This is a genomic window from Nitrosomonas sp. Is37, assembly GCF_033063275.1.
Classification (GTDB): Bacteria; Pseudomonadota; Gammaproteobacteria; order Burkholderiales; family Nitrosomonadaceae; genus Nitrosomonas.
On sequence record NZ_JAWJYP010000029.1, the window covers coordinates 22,383 to 41,603 of the forward strand.

The window sequence follows — 19,221 nt, forward strand, 5'->3', positions numbered from 1 at the left end:
AAACAAAAACATGACCACCAAACATTCCCAATTGCTCATTCTTGGTTCTGGCCCTGCAGGCTATACGGCCGCGATCTATGCTGCGCGCGCCAATCTTAATCCTGTTGTTATCACTGGGCTGGCACAAGGGGGGCAGCTCATGACGACTACTGATGTTGATAATTGGCCGGCTGATGTGCAAGGCGTTCAAGGCCCGGAATTGATGGAACGTTTCCAGAAACACGCGGAGCGTTTTCAAACCAAAATTATTTTCGATCATATTCATACGGCCAAACTCACGGAAAAACCCTTCGTCCTGATAGGTGATCAAGGTACTTATACCTGTGATGCATTGATTATCGCTACGGGTGCTTCAGCTAAATACCTGGGATTGCCTTCAGAAGAGACCTATATGGGCAAAGGTGTATCGGCGTGTGCGACCTGCGATGGCTTTTTCTATAAAGGCCAGGATGTCGCTGTAATCGGTGGCGGCAATACCGCAGTGGAAGAAGCCTTGTATCTTTCTCATATCGCTCGCCAAGTGACCGTGGTGCACCGGCGTGATAAATTTCGTTCAGAAAAAATTCTGATCGATAAACTGATGAACAAGGCGCAAACCGGTAATGTTAAGTTATCGCTCAATCACGTGCTGGATGAAATACTGGGTGATGAATCTGGTGTGACTGGCATTCGCATCAAAAATATTCATGATGGCACCACACGTACGCAGGATTTAAAAGGTGTCTTTATCGCCATTGGACATCAGCCCAATACCGATCTTTTTCAGGGGCAACTGCAAATGAAAAATGGCTATATCGTCACCCGCGGCGGCAATGAAGGTAATGCCACCGCCACCAGTATTGAAGGTGTATTTGCTGCGGGCGATGTGCAGGATCAGGTTTATCGCCAGGCGGTAACCAGTGCTGGCACCGGTTGTATGGCTGCGCTGGATGCGGAGAAATATCTTGATGGTTTAAAGTGAAGCAAGACAAAAAAGCATTTACTTCCGAAAAGACAAGTAACGAGGAGGAGATTGCCTTATTTCGTGAGGCGATGCAGGATGTCATCCCGCTTGCTCCCTCTAAGCAAATCGTTCATCGACAAAAGCTGCCGCTGCCGATACCTCGGCCTGCGGTGGAAACAGCTGCTAGCAAGGATACGCTGTCAGATCATATCTCACTCGAAATCCCGGAAGGTGGTGAGTGGTCTTATCTACGCCCTGGCTTATCGCGCCAGATGCTGCGCAAATTGCGGCGAGGCCACTGGAAAATTCAAGCTGAGCTGGATATGCATGGGATGACACGGGATGAAGCACGTTATGCTCTGGTAGCATTTCTCGATGAGTGCGGCAAGTATGGTGCTCGCTGTGTATGCGTCATTCATGGGCGAGGGTTGAGCTCGAAAAACGGTGAGCCTGTGCTGAAATCGAGGGTTGGCAGCTGGCTCGCACAACGTGATGATGTGCTGGCGTTTTGTCAGGCGAATCCTGAGCAGGGCGGCAGTGGTGCCGTACTGGTACTTCTTAAATTATCTGCTTAATGGGATGGAGTATTTTTGGCGGGCCAAGCGTATAGCCGCAATAATATCGCCGCCAAGGCAGCAAGTCCGCCTGCCACAAAGAACGCCAGCGAGGCACTATGTAACTGCCATAAGGAGCCGAACAGTACACCAGCAGGAATGGCCGCCAGTCCGACTGCCAGATAATACCAACCAAAGGCAGTGCCTCGTTCCAGAGGAGGAGCATAATCACTAATTAGGGCACGTTCAGCACCTTCACTCATACCAATAAACAGGCCGTAAAAAATACTGACCAGCCATAATTCGTTACCACTTGTCACCAGACCAAACAGTAGGAACGATACCGCAAACGCAACCCAACTGATCAATATCAAACTGCCTCGTCCATAGCGATCAGTCAACTGCCCACCGGCAGTCGAGGTCATGGCTTTAGCGAGGCTGATGGCAGACCAGATCAGCAACAACTCTACTACCCCCACGCCTAATTGATACCCTAACAATAAAATAAACGTTTCGGAGGCGCGCGCAAAGGTGAAGAGCGTCAGAACCAGCAGATACCGCCGTATTGGCAGAGATAATAATGACCAGCGTAAGGAAGGTAAAGGTGGCATGGTTTTGGATGTGGCATCTTTCTCATGTGCAATAGTGCGCTGGTTTTCTTCCTTGATACCCATACTCAGCAGCAGGACTGCAACAAAGCCCGGTACTGCAGACCATAAAATCACCTCGATCAGATCCAGCCCCGACCAGGCGAGTATGGCTGCCGCAGCGAGACTCCCTGCCACTGCTCCGCCATTATCCAGCGCGCGGTGAAATCCAAAGGCGTAACCGCGCATATGTGAAGGCGTAGCATCTACCACCAGCGCATCGCGCGGTGCGCTGCGTATCCCTTTACCCACACGATCGATGCTGCGCAGCAACAACACTACCGGCCAGGAAACAGCCAAACCCAGCAGCGGGCGGGCAATGTTGGACAGTGTATAGCCCATTAATGTCAATTTCTTGCGGCGGCCACCCATGATGTCAGAATGCCGCCCTGACCAGAGCTTCAGAAGACTGGCCAACGCATCGGCAATGCCTTCGATCAAACCCAATGCCACCGGCCCAGCCGCTAGGACGGATGCCAGCAAAATCGGAATAAGCGGCACGACGATATCAGATGCAAAATCATTGAAAAAACTGACCAGACCAAGTACAACGACGGTACGCGGTAATTTTTTTTGTGCTGCAGTGGTATGCTCAGGAAACGGTTTCTGTTTATCCATTCCTACATAATAGCGTAAAATGTAAGCTTAGCCCTGGTAGCTCAGTGGATAGAGCGACCCCCTCCTAAGGGGTAGGTCGGACGTTCGATTCGTCTCTAGGGCGCCAATAAAATCAGGTGATTAGCAGAAATGCTAGGTCTCTTTTTTTCTGGGGCTACACAACTTTAAACAAAAACGATTTTTTTAGTATTCACGTCAGGTATTGCTATATGACTACCCAAAGTCAGTCGAACAAGTCCATCAGCTGGCTTCGGTGAGTAACGGTCACTAAGACCAGGGAAATGTACATGGCACACAAGGGAAAATCGAGCGCTGGAGAGTTGCTCGGAGCTACTGTGATTGGAACTCTAGCGCTTATTGCGTCAATTCCTGTCGAAGCATGGGTTGTCATAGGTATGACTGTTGTCGCCTATATCACCTATCGCTACAACAAGAAGTCACCAGATAGCGAGCAAGTAGCGCAAGCACTTCCGTTTCATGCTCCATATCAAGTCCCAGAAACGCAAAAGTTCATTGACGAAGACGACCCTGTTAGCGTTTACCGCCCCCAATCATCGGAAACGGAGGAATACCGTATCCCGCAAGCACCCACAGGGCTTGGAAATGCGATGTGGGTGGGACCGGGACAACCAATCAACGTGGCAGGTTTCTCATTGCCCGATGGCATGATTTATGTTGGTTCACAGCTCAAGACGCCTGACGGCAAAAATGATCCTTGTCTTATTGATCCAACCCAGAACGTCAGCAAGCATGGCGATTACACCGAGCAAGCAATGAGCTACTGGCCCAGCTACTCGGGAATTTCAAGTGAGGCACGATGCGCCTATCTGAAATGGCTGGCTGGTGGCCGACAAGACCCGAGCGCCGACATCGGCTATGTATTCTTATTTTTTTATGGACTTGAGCGCCGGGCTGTGCTGGATGCCGCCAGTGATCCAACCGTGCAAGGAGACTGGCCTCCAATCGCAGCAGAGCTCCGGCGGTTGCTAAGTATCTACGGCGAGAAATCCTCTTCGTTTCGACGCTATGCGAGCGAGCTACTGAATTGGGTTTCCCTTGCTGATCATCCCGCAAAACTCTACCAGCAGGAAGAGGTTCCGAGCTTTCCTCGCAGCTATGAGCTGCCTCTGTACATTCGACTGGCACTGGGACAAACGGCTGTAGACGAGGTTCCAGTTCCAGCCCACCTGGCACTAGCCTGGGCTAAGTTGGAGCCGGGAATAACTCTACGAACACCCGCCACCCGATGTGCTGAACAGTTCGACATTCTCTTCACACAGAAGTACACCCAGTTCTTTGGCGCAGGTATAGCTTTGCCTCGAAACCGCACCAAGCTCAAGCTCGTTTACCGGCCAGCGTCTTCTGGGTTCAGGGGCTACAGCGAGCCCACTCTGACCTTCGGTAATGTTCCTGACGTCACGGTTCTCACGGTCCCTCTCAAGAAGATCCAAGAGCTCGTGGAAACAGCCACTAAAGAGCTTGAGCCTTACAGTCGTTACGTTGGCAAGAATGCCAGTAATAAAGATGCACTGGAAGGCTTGCTGGTATTGCCAGCAACTTTGTGGCCTTGGAAGGTCCAACAAGCTCTTGCCCAGATCAAGGCGCGCATGGTTGACGGCATAGTAACCATGCCCTTCCAGGAGCTTTTGAATTCGTTAGGCGCCCAAGCCAGTTTTACAAAGGACAAGACCTTAGCACTAGCCCGTGCGCTGGAGTCCATGAACATTGGCATCGAGCCTGATGTGCTGGGAGGAGCAAAGATTCCAAAGTCAGATGAACGCATCGTACTGTTCGCAGTTCTACCAGAGGAAACCGCATCTAGGGCTACTCCCGCATACCAAGCTGCGATGTTAACGCTGCAGCTAGCCTCTACGGTAGCTAGCGTGGATAGTGAATTCCACGTCAAGGAAATAAACCATCTTCGCGAGCAGGTTCAAACTTGGACTCACCTTACGCCCAACCACCTGTGCCGACTACTTGCCCACTTACAGTTACTGATGATCTCCCCTGTTTCCCTCGCCTCTCTCAAGAAGAAGCTCGAGCCCTTAGAGGTATCCACTAAAGAAACTATTGCTACCTTTATGGCTACGGTGGCCCAGGCAGACGGGATCGTTTCCCCAGATGAGGTCAAGATACTCGAGAAAGCTTACAAGGCTTTGGGCGTTGAGCCAAAGAAGGTATTTTCTGACGTTCACGCGGCAGCAGCAGATGCCAAATTGCATGAAACAGATCGGACGAACACTGGCGGATTCAGGCTTGATCCCGCACGCATTGCCGCACTCCAGCAAGACACTGAAAAAGTCTCGGCCTTGCTGTCTAATATCTTCAAGGAAGAGGAATCTTCGACGATGCACGGAGTGGAACCAGAACCTGTAACACAAACCGAGGACGAAACATTTTCGAATGCTATCATGGGGCTGGACGAACCGCTCACCGCCTTAGCGCGTATGCTATTGTCGCGACCACAGTGGAGTCGACAGGAACTGCTTGATGTTGCAGCGGATCTAGATTTAATGCTAGATGGCGCACTTGAACGAATCAATGAAGTTTCATATGATACCTACGATATGCCCTTTACCGAGGGCGAGAACCCGGTTGAGGTCAACACTGATATTCTGGAGAAACTGGAAGCATGAGCACTATTCGCCCCAAGGATCGCGATGCGGTCATCCAATCTTTACGTGCTGGCGTTGTCCCTCGTTCGGGACAGCATCTCATCCAAGTTGGCCGAGCACAGGAAATTAAAGCTTTAGTAACAGACATCGACCGCATTGCAGGCGGCAGTTCTGAAGGTAGCTCTGGGTTTCGCGTGGTTATCGGGGAGTACGGCTCGGGTAAGACATTCTTCCTGAATCTGATCAGGGCGGTAGCCATGGAGAAGAAGCTGGTCGTTGCCAGCGCAGACCTTAACCCTGACCGACGTCTTCATGCCAGCGGCGGACAGGCTCGCTCACTGTATGCAGAGTTGATGCGCAACCTTTCCACCCGAAGCAAGCCCGAAGGTGGCGCTATGGGTGGCATCGTCGAGAAGTTTATCGCTACGGCGAAATCGGAAGCAAAGACTGTAGGACAAACCACTGAAACAGTCATCCGCGGGAAACTGGTTCACCTCACTGGGTTGGTCAACGGATATGACTTTGCTGACGTCATCGCAGCCTACTACCGCGGATTCGAAGAGGGTAACGAAGCGTTGAAATCAGATGCGATTCGATGGTTGCGGGGTGAATTTTCCACTAAAACAGATGCGAAACAGGCCCTAGGCGTACGAACAATCGTAGACGATGCGGCGGTGTATGATCAACTTAAGCTGATGGCACGTTTCGTTCGCTTGGCAGGCTATGCCGGCTTGCTGGTAAGTCTCGATGAGCTCGTCAACCTATACAAGTTGGCCAACGCACAGGCTCGCAACGCCAATTACGAGCAGATTCTTCGTATCCTCAACGACTCACTCCAGGGTACTGCCGTTGGCTTGGGCTTCGTACTCGGGGGAACACCTGAATTCCTACTAGACCGGCGCCGTGGTCTATATAGCTACCCAGCACTGCAAAGCCGTCTTGCGCAAAACACATTCGCTGTAGGCGGCTTGGTGGACTTCAGCGGTCCGGTCATTCAATTGTCCAGTTTGACCCCAGAGGACTTCTATGTTCTTTTACAGAAGATTCGCCATGTGTATGCTGCCGGCGACGTGACCCGACATCTCCTACCTGACCAGGGTATCTTCGGCTTCATGGAGCACTGCTCGAAACGTATCGGGGATACTTACTTCAGAACGCCTCGCACCACCATTACGGCCTTCATCAATCTCTTGGCTGTGCTTGAGCAGAACGCCGGAACAACGTGGCAAGACTTGCTGGGTAGCATCGAAGTTGTCGCAGACAATGGCGCCACTGATGATCAGCTAGTCGAATCTGAAGGGGATGAGGAATTCGCCTCTTTCAAGCTGTAAGCTCGAATTTGCAGGAATGACAGCATCAGTACTCAGCTCTTCATTCGCTTTGCTTGATGAGCGTATCCAGCGCTTTATCTGGGCTGAAGGGTGGGAGTCACTGCGTGATGCTCAAGAGGCGGCGATCCCGCTCATCCTTCCTGCGGAACGCGACGTCATCGTGGCTGCGGCTACAGCAGCAGGGAAGACCGAAGCTGCATTCCTGCCGGCACTTACTTACCTCCTGCAAGCAGAGGAGCATAGACTTATCGTCTACATCAGTCCGCTTAAGGCGCTCATCAATGACCAGTTCGGCCGCTTGGAGCAACTGTGCGAGCAGCTTGAGATTCCAGTCTGGCCCTGGCACGGTGATATTTCATCATCCAGCAAGACACGTTTTCTGACCAAGCACCAAGGTGTTTTGCTCATTACGCCTGAGTCACTGGAAGCATTACTGTGCAACCGCGGCACAGCGGTCAGTGCGGTCTTTGGGCAGACAGCATTTTTCGTGGTGGATGAGCTTCACGCCTTTATCGGCAGCGAGCGCGGCAAGCAGCTTCAGTCTTTGATGCACCGTATCGAAATAGCTATCAATCGACGCGTACCTCGTATCGGACTGTCCGCCACGCTGGGTGATATGCGCCTAGCTGCGGACTTCCTTCGCCCAGGTTTTGGAGAGCGCGTGGTGCTTGTGGAGTCGAAATCCTCTAGCGCGGAACTCAAAATTCTCGTCAAAGGCTACGAAGAGCCTTCCGTACTGGAAGATGAAGGAGAAGACATCGAACCGACGACGCCTGGTCTCATTGCTGCGCATCTCTTCAAGGTGTTGCGAGGTTCAAACAATCTCGTTTTCCCTAACTTACGGCGCGAAGTTGAGCGCTACACACACCTGCTCAACGAGATGTGCCTACAGCAGCGGGTCCCCAACGAGTTCTGGCCGCACCATGGCAGCCTTTCGAAAGAGATTCGCGCAGAGACCGAAGCTGCCCTCAAGCAGAAGGAGCAGCCGGCTTCGGCCATCTGCACCAACACGCTGGAGCTCGGTATCGATATTGGGGCAGTCAAGAGCGTCGTGCAGATTGGGTCACCTCCCCAGGTAGCCAGTTTGCGGCAACGACTGGGGCGCTCCGGCCGCCGTAAAGGAGAGCCTGCCATTTTGAGGGGCTACTGCATCGAAAGTGCCCTTGATCCCCGGTCCTCGCTGAGCAGTGCGCTTCGACTAGATACGGTGCAGATGACGGCGATGATTTCGCTACTGCTGCAAGGTTGGTACGAACCACCCCTTTCGAAGGGAATGCACCTGTCCACGCTGGTACAGCAAGTGCTTTCAGTTATCGCTCAGTACGGCGGGGCAACCATCGGCCAGTTATACTCCACCCTCTGTGCGCAAGACACGCCCTTTCAGGGGCTCTCCAAGGAGGAATTCGCCCAGCTTGTCCGGCACCTTGGAAGCAAAGAACTGTTGATCCAGGATTCGACTAGCCTTTTGCTGCATGGCCGGCTCGGAGAGAAGATTGTAAACCACTATTCCTTCTACGCAGCCTTCGCCACGGATGAGGAATTTCGCATCGTCAGCTTGGGACAGACGTTGGGTACTTTGCCTGTATCCCAGATACTCACCCCAGGCCAGCGCATTCTCTTCGCTGGCAAAACCTGGTTGATCGAGGATGTCGATGAACCCCAGAAAACGATTTTTGTGGTGCATGCACATGGTGGCGTGCCGCCGTCGTTCTCGGGCGGAGGCGGGCGAATCCATACTCGAGTGCGCCAAGAGATGCGTCGACTACTGGAGTTGAGTGAGTTGCCTCCCTTTCTCGATGAGATTGTCGATGAGATTGCCAAACGATTCCTGGCAGAAGGGCGCAAATACTACGCTGATCGAGAGCTGTCGGCCGAATACGTAATCGACCAGGGACGAGAAATCATGCTGCTCACATGGCTGGGCGACTCCGCCAACGAGGCTATTGCGGCCTTGCTAGCCCGCCGGGGCTTTATAGCCAATCCGGCTGGTCCCGGCGTAGAGGTGCGCAAGGGCGAGCATACGGTCGGCAAGGTGCTAGAAGCGCTCAGAGACGCAGCCGTGGATAAGCCTCCGCCCTTGGATATGCTACTTAAAGACGCAAAAAACCTTCAACGCGAAAAGTGGGACTGGGCCCTTCCAAACGACTTGCTGCACAAAACCTACGCCAGCCATTACCTGAATATAGAGGAGGCGTTGGAGTGGGCGAAAAGTGTTGTGGGAAGGTAACATGTCTCGGCAAACAAGCAGCGCTGTAATAATTCAGAATTAGAGCACATCAGAGATCTTCTTACTGAAAAAAGGATGGGAAGGAGAAAATTGCTGGAAAAGAAGGCGTTATGTCATCGGCAATGTAAAGCTGACCCATTAACGGTAATTTAAAATTGACCCATATCCAAAATTGACGCTTTTGATGCTTCTAAAGGCGGTGTAAATTCAATGTTAATCAGGAGTTATTTGTGGAAATTCATGCGCTACACCGCCAAGGTCATAGTATTCGCCAAATTGCAAAAACCTTAGATATCGTCGTCGCGAATATAAAATTAATTAAGAAAAAAGGTGTCAGTCATTGCATAGTGCATGAAGTGCATTTATGATGCGTAGCCATAAAATGAATATGGAGAAGAATGGTTTTATGGCACGTCCGATCAGACTGGAATTTTCGAATGGTTTATACCATGTCATGTCAAGGGGGAACGGTGGAGAAGCTATTTTTAATGAAGATGAGGATAAGCAGCAGTTTCTTGATTTATTAGCAGAGCTGATAACACGCTATGAAGCAATATGTTATGCCTACTGCCTGATGGATAATCACTATCATCTTTTGCTAGAAACGCCCAAGGCAAATCTATCTCAAATAATGCGAGGACTAAACGGGCGTTATACAAGATTTTTCAACAAAACGCGTCAACGAATGGGGCATGTGTTTCAGGGTCGCTATAAAGCAATTATTGTGCAAAAGGATAACTACTTACTTGAACTGTCGCGCTATATCATCCTCAATCCAGTGCGTGCCGGCATAATTGATGTTCCAGAAAACTATAGCTGGTCCAGCTATAGTGCAACCATAGGTCGGTATGCATGTCCTGACTGGCTTGCTGCTGATAATTTACTCAGTTTGTTCGATCATCGAAGAAAAGAGGCCATTCGCTTATACAAGGTGTATGTCAGCCAGGGTATTGATCAGCCTTTCTCAGGAAAGGTATTACAACAAACCTATTTAGGCGATAATGCTTTTATTGGTGAGGTACAAAAACATATTAGTTTGAAACAAAGTGATAGTATTCATATTACCAAGCGATCGAAGAAATCGCCCAAGAAACTAATGGATGAAATTGTTGCCAGCATTACTGATAGAGGAGAGGCAATGAATGCGATATACAAAACGGGACATTACACAATGTTTGAAATTGCAGCGTATTTTAATGTTCATTACAGTACTGTTAGTCGGTTAATTCGTTCATTTTGCAAGATGCAATGACTGACACCTTCTTTAAGATGAGCATCAAAATATAAGCGTAGTATTACACCAATGAAAACTCCCAAAAGAATTGAACCACTGATCCAGGATGGCTTTGTCGATGAGGTTATCCGTCAATTAATGAGTGGCAAAGAGGCCTCGGTTTACGTAGTTCGCTGCGGAGAAGAGATACGTTGCGCTAAAGTATACAAAGAAGCCAACAAACGCAGTTTTCGCCAAAGTACGGATTACACCGAAGGCCGCAAAGTAAAAAACAGCCGTCGTGCACGAGCCATGGAAAAAGGCACTAGATATGGACGCAAAGCACAGGAAGAATCCTGGCAAAACGCCGAGGTGGATACCTTGTACCGACTCGCTGCAGCTGGTGTGCGTGTGCCAAAGCCGTATAACTTCCATGAGGGTGTGCTACTGATGGATCTGGTGACTGACAGCAATGGCAATGCAGCCCCGCGGCTCAACGATCTTGTGCTTACTGCAGAATTATCTCGTGAATACCACCGCATATTAGTTACGCAGGTAGTACGCATGCTCTGCGCCGGGATCATTCACGGTGATCTGTCTGAATACAACGTGCTGGTCGACAGCGCAGGGCCTGTTATAATCGATCTGCCTCAGGCTATCGACGCCGCCGCCAATAACCAAGCCTGTAAAATGCTGCTACGGGATGTTGAAAACCTGGCTATTTACTTCGGTCAATTTGCGTCTGAATTGCTAGCTACCAGTTATGGTATGGAAATATGGTCACTCTATCAGAGCGGCCAGCTACATCCGGAAAGCGTTTTGACTGGGTGCTTCGAACGTATTGAGAAACCAGTCAACATTAAAAGCGTCCTGCGTGAAATCAATGACACACTTAAGGAAGAAGAAGCACGGAAACTTTATCGTACTTTACATTCACATTAATGACGTGCTGACTAATATTTGTTGAACGCTCTTCTTCAGAAATTATAGGAAAATGGGGGACAAACCACGGTTTTCTATTAGAGAGATGTTTAGTCCCACGATGTGCTGGAAAGGGTCAACGTTAAATCGTTCTGGCTCTTTTGTCCATATTTTGCAAATGTATTCGTAAGGCGTGAGGCCCTTGAGGGTTTTCAGCCGTCTGGCGAAGTTATATGCCATCACAAAAGTATGTAGGTGGGCCTTCAACTGGTCATGTGAATCATAGTAATAGCGTTTCACAGTCGCTTCTTTGATTGTTCTATTCATGCGCTCGACGCAGAGTTTTATCCCCTGGCTGGATAAGGTGGTCAAAGGAGCGCATCTACTCGGTCATGCAAAAACTTTGTGACAGAACCCATTCATCACACCTGGCTGAACTGCTCGCGCAGGTTTTTGACAGCATCGGGTTCGCCACGGACCAGGAAGAAGGCGCCCTCACTGTCTGCGCGCTCCTCCAGCACCTGACAGCTCGCGTAAATTCCCCCACGCAATTGCTGTGCCGACCAAGGAAGAAAAAGCTCGGCCTCAACCAGATCCTGCTGGAAAAACGCGACGATCTTCTGGCGTAGCTTCGCTACCTCATCAGGTCGGCGTGCGCTCATCACGACGCAATCCGGATACTGTGTCTGCAAGGCCGCTTCGTGTTCAGCCTGCGCCATTGCATCACCGATGTGGTCGATCTTGTTGAAAACGCGGATGCGCGGCACGATATTTGCTCCGATCTCCTCAAGCACTTTATCGGTGACCTCAAGCTGGCGTTCAAACCCGGGATCGCTTGCATCAATGACGTGGAGCAGCAGCGATGCATCAAGCGCTTCGTCCAGCGTTGACTTGAACGAGGCGACGAGTCCGTGGGGCAGGTTCTTGATGAACCCGACCGTGTCACTGACAAGCACGCGTGGCACGCTCTCCGGGTAGAGGGTCCGCACCGTGGTATCAAGCGTAGCGAAGAGTTTATTCGCAACCAGCACCTCGCTTCCCGTGAGCGCCCGCATCAGGGTAGACTTGCCGGCGTTCGTATAGCCGACGAGTGCCACGCCAGCGAGCCTCTGACGCTCTTGCCGCCGTGCGCGTTGCGTCTTGCGCTCGACATCCATCGCGACAATTTCCTGTTGAAGCTCGGCGATACGGTCACGGATCTTGCGTCGGTCCAACTCAGTGTGCGACTCGCCGCCCCCCCGGCCACCGACGCCGCTGCGCTGCCGCCCTTGCGGACCCGCAAGCTTCGCCGCCTCGCGTAGGCGCGGCGCCATGTAGCCGAGGCGTGCGATCTCCACCTGGGCGCGCGCAGCGCGAGAGCGGGCGTTGCGGTGAAAAATTTCGAGGATAACCATAGTGCGGTCCATCACCTCGCAGCCGACCTCCTTTTCAAGGTTGCGCGCCTGCGAGGGTGAGATCTCGTGATCGACCAGGATAGCATCGATGATCCGGCTATCAAGGTTGGCGGCTGTTTCCTCGAACTCGGCGGACTCGGATTCGTTGTTGACGAAGCAGCGTATTTCCTGCCGCTTGCCGGTGCCAAGGTAAGCCGTCGTGTCGAAACTGGCGCGCTTCTGCACGAACGTGCTGACGACCTCGTATCCCAGTGTTTTTGCGAGCTCGCGTAGCTCGCTCAGTGACGCCTCGAACTCAACATCGCTCACGCCCGGCAGTTGAACGGCCGCCACGACAGCGTACCTGGATTTTTCTTTGGCTTCTATTTGCATTTGGAGACAGTATCTTTTGAGTGGGTGAAATCAGATAGTACCTGAATTGACCATAATAAGTAGTACCGTGAGCAATCCTTAATCAACACATCGTCTAACTCCTCAAATAGCAAAATCAGAGTCACCTGTTAGAACAAGCTTTCACGCGGCAATGAACTAGATCACATTGAACAGGCTTCATGGGTGTTATTCCTCAAATATCTTGAGGAGTTAGAGCGGCCCGTCCACTGAATCAGACCCAGTTCTGAATACTTCAATCTTCTCTGGCTTGAACTTGACCGGCGCCAGCATTCCCTTGCGTGCCCGGTGTGACACGAACGGTTGCAGTTCTCCCCATTTCAGTACCCATTGCGACGACTTGCTACCCCTGCCTGTTCCCCTGATCAGGAGTGATGAACCTTCCGGGAGCACCACTGTGGCAATCAACGTCTCACCCGCATTCAGTCCGAGAATGATGACGCCCTTACCACCCGACAATTCCTTCATTTCGCTGACCGGGAATGACAGCAGCTTGCCATTGCTGCCAAGTGCCACGATCAGAGCACCGCTGGCGACATTCGCTGGTTGCAGCACGCTATCCTCTTTGTTCAGCGTCATGAAGGCCTTGCCAGCCCTCTGGCGTGATACCAGGTCTTTTAGCGTGGCAATAAAGCCATAGCCACCGGATGAGCTGAACAGATATTTGGTATCCGGTGCTGCGGTGCACATAACGGCCGCTTTTACCTTGGGGAGCATGTCCAGCAAGGAAGTTAACGGCACACCGTCGCTACGCCCTCCAGGAATATCAGTCGTGGACAGGCTATAGGCACGTCCCCTACTGTCCAGCACGACAAGCGGATAAGTCGTGCGCGTTTGCCCAATAGCCAGTAATTGGTCGCCATCCTTAAACGAGAGTGCGCCCATGTCCACTTCATGGCCAGTGCGCTGACGTATCCAGCCGTTTTTCGACAGGATGACAGTGCAGGGCTCATCCGACACGGATACCGCCTTGGCAACTACACGCTCCGCAGCTTCAATCAGTGTGCGGCGGTCGTCGCCAAATTTCTTCACGTCAGCCTCGATCTCGCTGATAATCAAGTTGCGCATTGCAGTTTCATTGCTCAGCACGATCCTCAGCCCTTCTTCTTCTGTTTTCAGCTCATTCATTTCATTCTCGATGCGGATGGCCTCCAGGCGGGCCAACTGACGCAATCGAATTTCCAGAATATCGTCTGCCTGAATGACAGAAATCCCGAACTGCAACATCAGGTCGGCCTTGGGATCTTCCGCTTCACGAATGACTCTGATGACTTCATCAATATTCAGCAGTACCGCCCTGCGGCCTTCAAGGATGTGCAGGCGCTTTTGCACCTGATCAAGCCTTGTCTGACTGCGACGGGAAACCGTAGTGGTACGGAACCGCACCCATTCGGCAAGTAATTCCAGGATGTTCTTCTGATTCGGTCTGCCATCCAGTCCGATGGCGACCATATTGGCCGGTACCGTGGACTCCAGGCTGGTATGCGCGAGCAGCAGGGCGATGAACTGCTCCTGCGGCATACGCGAAGAACGCGGTTCCAGAACAATACGCACGGAAGCATCTTTGCCGGACTCATCGCGCACCGTTTCCAGTGCCTCGAGGAACAATTGCTTCATCTGTTTCTGCTCTATCGACAAATCTTTCTTACCCGTTTTTACCTGCGGATCGGCGTATTCGCCAATCTCTTCCAGCACTTTCTTGACTGAGACCCCCGGCGGCAATTCATGCACCACCATACGCCACTGGCCGCGCGCTTGCTGCTCTATGGTCCAGCGTGCACGCACACGGAAGATACCCCGACCCGTCGCATAGGCTTCCCGTACATCCCTGGTACTGGAAATCAGTTGGCCACCGCCTGGGAAATCCGGCCCCTGGATGTGCTGCAATACGTCATTAATGCCAAGCGACGGGTTATGTATCAGCGCAATGGCAGCATTGCCCACCTCACGCAGGTTGTGCGGCAGGCATTCCGTGGCCATGCCGACTGCGATGCCAGATGCACCATTCAACAACAGGAAGGGGAGACGTGCTGGCAGATCCACTGGCTCCTGCTCTGAACCGTCGTAATTGGGGCGGAAATCCACTGTCCCCGCGTCTACTTCGGACAGCAGTAGTTCAGCATACTTGGTGAGCCTCACTTCGGTATACCGCATGGCTGCAGGGGAGTCGCCGTCACGCGAGCCAAAGTTACCCTGGCCATCAACCAGGGGATAGCGCAACACAAAGTCCTGTGCCATGCGCACCATCGCTTCATAGGAAGCTGAATCACCATGTGGATGGTATTTGCCAATCACATCACCGACCACGCGGGCCGATTTAACCGGCTTTGACCCTTGGGTTAAACCCAGGCGGTACATGGCGTAAAGAATGCGGCGCTGTACCGGCTTCTCGCCATCCGACACGGAAGGCAGCGCCCGTCCCTTGACCACGCTGATGGCATAGCGCAGGTAAACCTGATGCGTGTATTCGGCAAGGTCGAAGCTGCCATCGTCGTCGCTATCGCCTTGAGAAGACGCGGGCGGTGCGGGCGGAGGCGGTCCTGCTTTTTGCAGTATTTCTTGAGCCGGCAAGGGGGAGTCCAGAACGTCAAACAGATCCATGTTCTTCATTTTTCTTTAAATATCCGCTTCAACTTCGTTGCCATGTGTAGTAATCAATTCCTTGCGCTCGCTGGCATGTGATTTACCCATCAGGGTGTCGAAGGTCTGAACCGCCTCTGCCACATCGCCAATACTAATCTTCACCAGCCGGCGCGTGTCCGGGCATAATGTGGTTTCCCAAAGCTGAACAGCATCCATTTCCCCCAGACCCTTGAAGCGGGAAATGGTCCAGCTGCCTTCTTTAATACCTTCCTGGCGCAGGCGTGCTTCAAGTATGTCCAACTCCACCTGGTCCAGGGCGTACAGCTTGCGTAGCGGTTTGCTTTTGCCTTGTGCCGGCACATCCACCCGGAACAACGGTGGTTTGGCAATATAGACATACCCATGCTGAATAATCTTGGGGAAGTGCCGGAAGAACAGGGTAAGCAGCAACGCCTGGATATGGCTACCATCATCATCGGCGTCGGACAGAATGATGATCTTACCATAGCGCAAGGTGCCCATATCCACATCGCTATCAAGCTTGTGCGGATCAATAGCCAGCGATACAGCGATATTGTGGATCTCCTGGTTAGCAAGTATCTGCGACTGCTCCACTTCCCAGCTGTTCATGCCTTTGCCGCGCAACGGCAGGATAGCCTGAGTCTCTTTGTCACGTCCCGCCTTGGCCGAACCACCGGCGGAATCCCCTTCCACCAGGAACAGTTCGGCGTTAGGGCCGGTCAATTCGGAATCGGTGAGTTTGCCTGGCATCACCGCCACGCCGGAACCTTTTCTGCGCTCGACGGTTTTGGCGGTCTTGCCGCGGTCGATGGCGTTCTTGATAGCCTGCTCGGCAATCTTCGTCGCTTCTGCCACATGCTCGTTGAGCCACAAATCCAGCGCGTCCTTCATGGCTGCCCCCACCAGCTTGACTGCCTCGCGCGAGGACAACTTTTCCTTGGTCTGGCCAGAGAAGCTCGGATCAACCATCTGGACTGCCAGGACGAAGCGTAGCTTGGCCCACACATCCTCGGCCGCCAGCTTTACGTTGCGCTGCATCAGGCCATGCTGTTCTGCAAAAGTACGCACGCTGTTGAATACCACATCACGCAAGCCGGCCTCGTGCGTCCCACCTCCTAGCGTCGGGATCAGGTTGACATAGGACTCTCCTCCACCTGAACCTTCAACCCATGCCAGCGCCCATTGCGCTCCCTCACCGTTAGAGAAGGTTTCGTTAGCGGCCAGATACTTTTTACCGCAGAAGGCAGGCGCGATCGGCTCATCCGCGGCAATCATCTGATCGAGGTACTGCGCGATTCCCTCGCTAAAATGCCATTCCTTGACATCGAAGCCAGTGGCGGTTTCGATGTTGAGCAGCACTTTAACGCCTGGCAGCAGCATCGCCTTGGCACGTAACAAGTGCTCCAACTCTCCCCGATGAAGGGAGGGGGAATCGAAATACTTTGCATTAGGCCAGATGCGCAGTACCGTCCCGGTGTTACGTGCGCCACAATGGCCGATCACGGTTAACGGCTCGATGACTTCACCCTCGGCAAAGACGATGCGGTGCTGCTTACCTTCGCGTTTGACTTCAACTTCCAGACGGGAGGAGAGCGCATTAGTCACTGAAACGCCAACACCGTGCAGGCCGCCGGTGAATTTATAACTGCTGTCCGCCTCACCTTTGGCAAACTTACCGCCGGAATGAATCACCTGGAACACGACCTGTATGGTCGGGACTTTTTCTTCCGGATGCAGGCCGACCGGAATGCCGCGCCCATCATCTGCGACGGCGACTGAACCATCCCGGTAAAGGGTTACTTCGATATTTTTGGCATACCCTGCCATCGCCTCGTCAACAGCGTTGTCGATGGCTTCCACCACCATGTGCGTCGGGTCGGTGGTGCGGGTGTACATGCCCGGTCGCAACTGGATAGGCTCCAGCTTGCGCAGGACTCGGATTGAGGATTCGTCGTAAGTTTGTTTTGCCATGGTTGCCAGGTTGGTTTGAGCGCGGGTTACGCTCCGATATTTTCCCACAAAAATCCATGAACTTAGTGCGCCCACAGAGTCGCGCATAGTCTGCCCCATGTTTTAGCAGGGAATCAGGATTGAGCGGGGTCTGAGTGAGTGAACGGACAAGTCAATAAAAATCAGTGATGCATGAGGTCAGAAACGGATTTTTCCTTTGCATAGCTAGTTATCAGCGCAGCCATCGTCAAAGTCTGCGTCACACGATTTTCCATCGACCAGCCAGCAATTTAGCACGTGTATAAATCTTGGATTGCGGCTAAACACATTCTTCGCGATTGATACTGATATCTTGTGTGTAAAATCTGAATAGTTTTGGGATAACTCGAACAAAAATTAATTCCTTAATTTTATCCCCAAATTATCCCAGTAAAATTCTTATTTTATACAAGACAAAAAATCTACTCAAGCAGTTGATAGTTAATACTTTTTTAGAGATATACCGGAATTGACCAACTTTTAGCTACTATTATTATGGTTTATTAGATGAAGTTAATAAAAGCGAACAAGGATCTTTTTCCCTGTCTTACATTTCAGGGAAATGTCTGGATAAGGTTGGGTAGCGTTTCTTCATTTAGGCCTGACTGATTGAAAACAAATTCAGACTGGTGCCCCGAATGCTAATATCAGGGCAGTGATTTGCTTCATTTACGATATTATTCCACTGGTAAATATTGATTAAATGTAGAGAACAAGTAAACTGCCCCAAAATGAGTTGCTACGTCCCTTAGTTCAAATGATGTCTCGTCTTACCCCCGAACAAATTCTCCATGACGTTTTCGGTTACTCAGTCTTTCGAGGTGAGCAACAAGACATTGTCGAGCATGTTGCTAGAGGAGGAGATGCACTGGTACTGATGCCGACCGGGGGAGGCAAGTCTTTGTGCTATCAGCTACCTGCCTTGCTGCGACCGGGTGTAGGCATCGTGGTGTCACCACTAATCGCGTTGAGGCAGGATCAGGTAGAAACGCTTAATCAGCTTGGTATGCAAGCCGAATTTCTGAATTTCAGTCTCGATGCCGGGGCAGCGCGGGAAGTGATCAACCGTTTTACTGCATGGCGAACTCAAGCTGCTGTATGTCGCACCTGAGCGGTTGTTGACAGAAGGTTTCCTAAGTCTGTTAGAACGCCTGCAGGCACGCGCTAGTCTAGCGCTGTTTGCCATTGACGAGGCTCATTGCGTTTCGCAATGGGGGCATGATTTCCGTCCGGAATATCGGGGGCTGACAGTATTGCACCAACGCTTTCCTGCTGTGCCGCGCATCGCGTTGACGGCGACCGCCGATGCGCCAACACGGGCAGAAATTGTCGAGCGTCTGGCGCTGGAAAATGCGCGGCAGTTTATTGCAAGTTTTGACCGTCCCGATATCTGCTATCGCGTTGCAATCAAAAGCAATCCACGCCAGCAACTGCAAGCCTTTCTCGAAGCCGAGCACGCCAACGATGCGGGTATCGTCTATTGCCTATCGCGCAAAAAGGTGGAGGAAACAGCAGCCTGGCTAAAAGCGCGTGGCTGGGATGTATTGCCCTATCATGCCAGGCTTGACAATGCAACGCGCAACCAGCATCAACGCAGATTCCTGCGTGAGGAGGGGGTTTATCATGGTGGCTACCGCGTGGCCTTTGGCATGGGTATAGATAAGCCTAACGTGCGCTTTGTGGCGCACCTCGATTTACCTAAGAAGCTGTTTGGAAACTCCTGCTCTAGGTTAATCGCCTCGACATAATACGGGTCATAGCGATGTAAATCCAAG

At 51.8% G+C, this 19,221-nt stretch carries 11 protein-coding genes, 1 tRNA gene and 2 pseudogenes; 9 read left to right on the forward strand and 5 right to left on the reverse strand.

Annotated features, from left to right (window positions below; all coding sequences use genetic code 11):
• The first annotated feature begins 10 nt into the window (after nucleotides 1-10).
• Nucleotides 11-961 (forward strand): thioredoxin-disulfide reductase, encoded by a 951-nt coding sequence (gene trxB, locus R2Q26_RS12370; RefSeq protein ID WP_317536560.1) that lies wholly within the window; start codon nucleotides 11-13, stop codon nucleotides 959-961.
• Nucleotides 958-1,518 (forward strand): Smr/MutS family protein, encoded by a 561-nt coding sequence (locus R2Q26_RS12375; RefSeq protein ID WP_317536561.1) that lies wholly within the window; start codon nucleotides 958-960, stop codon nucleotides 1,516-1,518. The genes trxB and R2Q26_RS12375 overlap by 4 nt, the downstream gene beginning before the upstream one ends.
• Here the strand turns inward: R2Q26_RS12375 and R2Q26_RS12380 are convergent.
• Complete coding sequence (locus R2Q26_RS12380) at nucleotides 1,515-2,762, reverse strand: MFS transporter (protein ID WP_317536562.1); 1,248 nt, start codon at nucleotides 2,760-2,762, stop codon at nucleotides 1,515-1,517. The genes R2Q26_RS12375 and R2Q26_RS12380 overlap by 4 nt on opposite strands.
• Nucleotides 2,763-2,792: 30 nt before the next feature.
• On the opposite strand from R2Q26_RS12380, the gene R2Q26_RS12385 reads away from it, so the two are divergent.
• From R2Q26_RS12385 to R2Q26_RS12410, 6 genes are all read left to right on the forward strand, one after another.
• Nucleotides 2,793-2,868: transfer RNA gene (locus R2Q26_RS12385), tRNA-Arg, on the forward strand.
• A 181-nt stretch (nucleotides 2,869-3,049) separates the two neighbouring features.
• Nucleotides 3,050-5,398, forward strand: coding sequence for a TerB N-terminal domain-containing protein (locus tag R2Q26_RS12390; protein ID WP_317536563.1), 2,349 nt, complete (start codon nucleotides 3,050-3,052; stop codon nucleotides 5,396-5,398).
• Nucleotides 5,395-6,708 carry an ATP-binding protein gene (locus R2Q26_RS12395; protein ID WP_317536564.1) on the forward strand — a complete coding sequence of 438 codons (1,314 nt, stop codon included), beginning with the start codon at nucleotides 5,395-5,397 and terminating at the stop codon, nucleotides 6,706-6,708. The genes R2Q26_RS12390 and R2Q26_RS12395 overlap by 4 nt, the downstream gene beginning before the upstream one ends.
• Nucleotides 6,709-6,724: 16 nt before the next feature.
• Nucleotides 6,725-8,935 carry a DEAD/DEAH box helicase gene (locus R2Q26_RS12400; protein ID WP_317536565.1) on the forward strand — a complete coding sequence of 737 codons (2,211 nt, stop codon included), beginning with the start codon at nucleotides 6,725-6,727 and terminating at the stop codon, nucleotides 8,933-8,935.
• Nucleotides 8,936-9,341: 406 nt separating this feature from the next.
• Nucleotides 9,342-10,187 carry a transposase gene (locus R2Q26_RS12405; RefSeq protein WP_317536566.1) on the forward strand — a complete coding sequence of 282 codons (846 nt, stop codon included), beginning with the start codon at nucleotides 9,342-9,344 and terminating at the stop codon, nucleotides 10,185-10,187.
• A gap of 51 nt (nucleotides 10,188-10,238) precedes the next feature.
• Nucleotides 10,239-11,090, forward strand: a complete 852-nt coding sequence (locus tag R2Q26_RS12410) for a PA4780 family RIO1-like protein kinase (protein WP_317536567.1) — start codon at nucleotides 10,239-10,241, stop codon at nucleotides 11,088-11,090.
• A 42-nt stretch (nucleotides 11,091-11,132) separates the two neighbouring features.
• Here the strand turns inward: R2Q26_RS12410 and R2Q26_RS12415 are convergent.
• From R2Q26_RS12415 to R2Q26_RS12430, 4 genes and pseudogenes are all read right to left on the reverse strand, one after another.
• Nucleotides 11,133-11,405 (reverse strand): annotated as a pseudogene (locus R2Q26_RS12415) (integrase core domain-containing protein); the annotation flags it as partial.
• An 86-nt stretch (nucleotides 11,406-11,491) separates the two neighbouring features.
• Nucleotides 11,492-12,835, reverse strand: a complete 1,344-nt coding sequence (gene hflX, locus R2Q26_RS12420; protein WP_317536568.1) for a GTPase HflX — start codon at nucleotides 12,833-12,835, stop codon at nucleotides 11,492-11,494.
• Nucleotides 12,836-13,045: 210 nt separating this feature from the next.
• A complete protein-coding gene (gene parC / locus R2Q26_RS12425; RefSeq protein WP_317536569.1) occupies nucleotides 13,046-15,463 on the reverse strand; it encodes a DNA topoisomerase IV subunit A in 2,418 nt (805 codons plus the stop codon).
• Nucleotides 15,464-15,469: 6 nt separating this feature from the next.
• Nucleotides 15,470-17,428 carry a DNA topoisomerase IV subunit B gene (locus R2Q26_RS12430; protein WP_317536570.1) on the reverse strand — a complete coding sequence of 653 codons (1,959 nt, stop codon included), beginning with the start codon at nucleotides 17,426-17,428 and terminating at the stop codon, nucleotides 15,470-15,472.
• A 778-nt stretch (nucleotides 17,429-18,206) separates the two neighbouring features.
• Here R2Q26_RS12430 and R2Q26_RS12435 point away from each other — a divergent pair.
• Nucleotides 18,207-19,161 (forward strand): annotated as a pseudogene (locus R2Q26_RS12435) (RecQ family ATP-dependent DNA helicase); the annotation flags it as partial.
• Nucleotides 19,162-19,221: the final 60 nt, after the last annotated feature.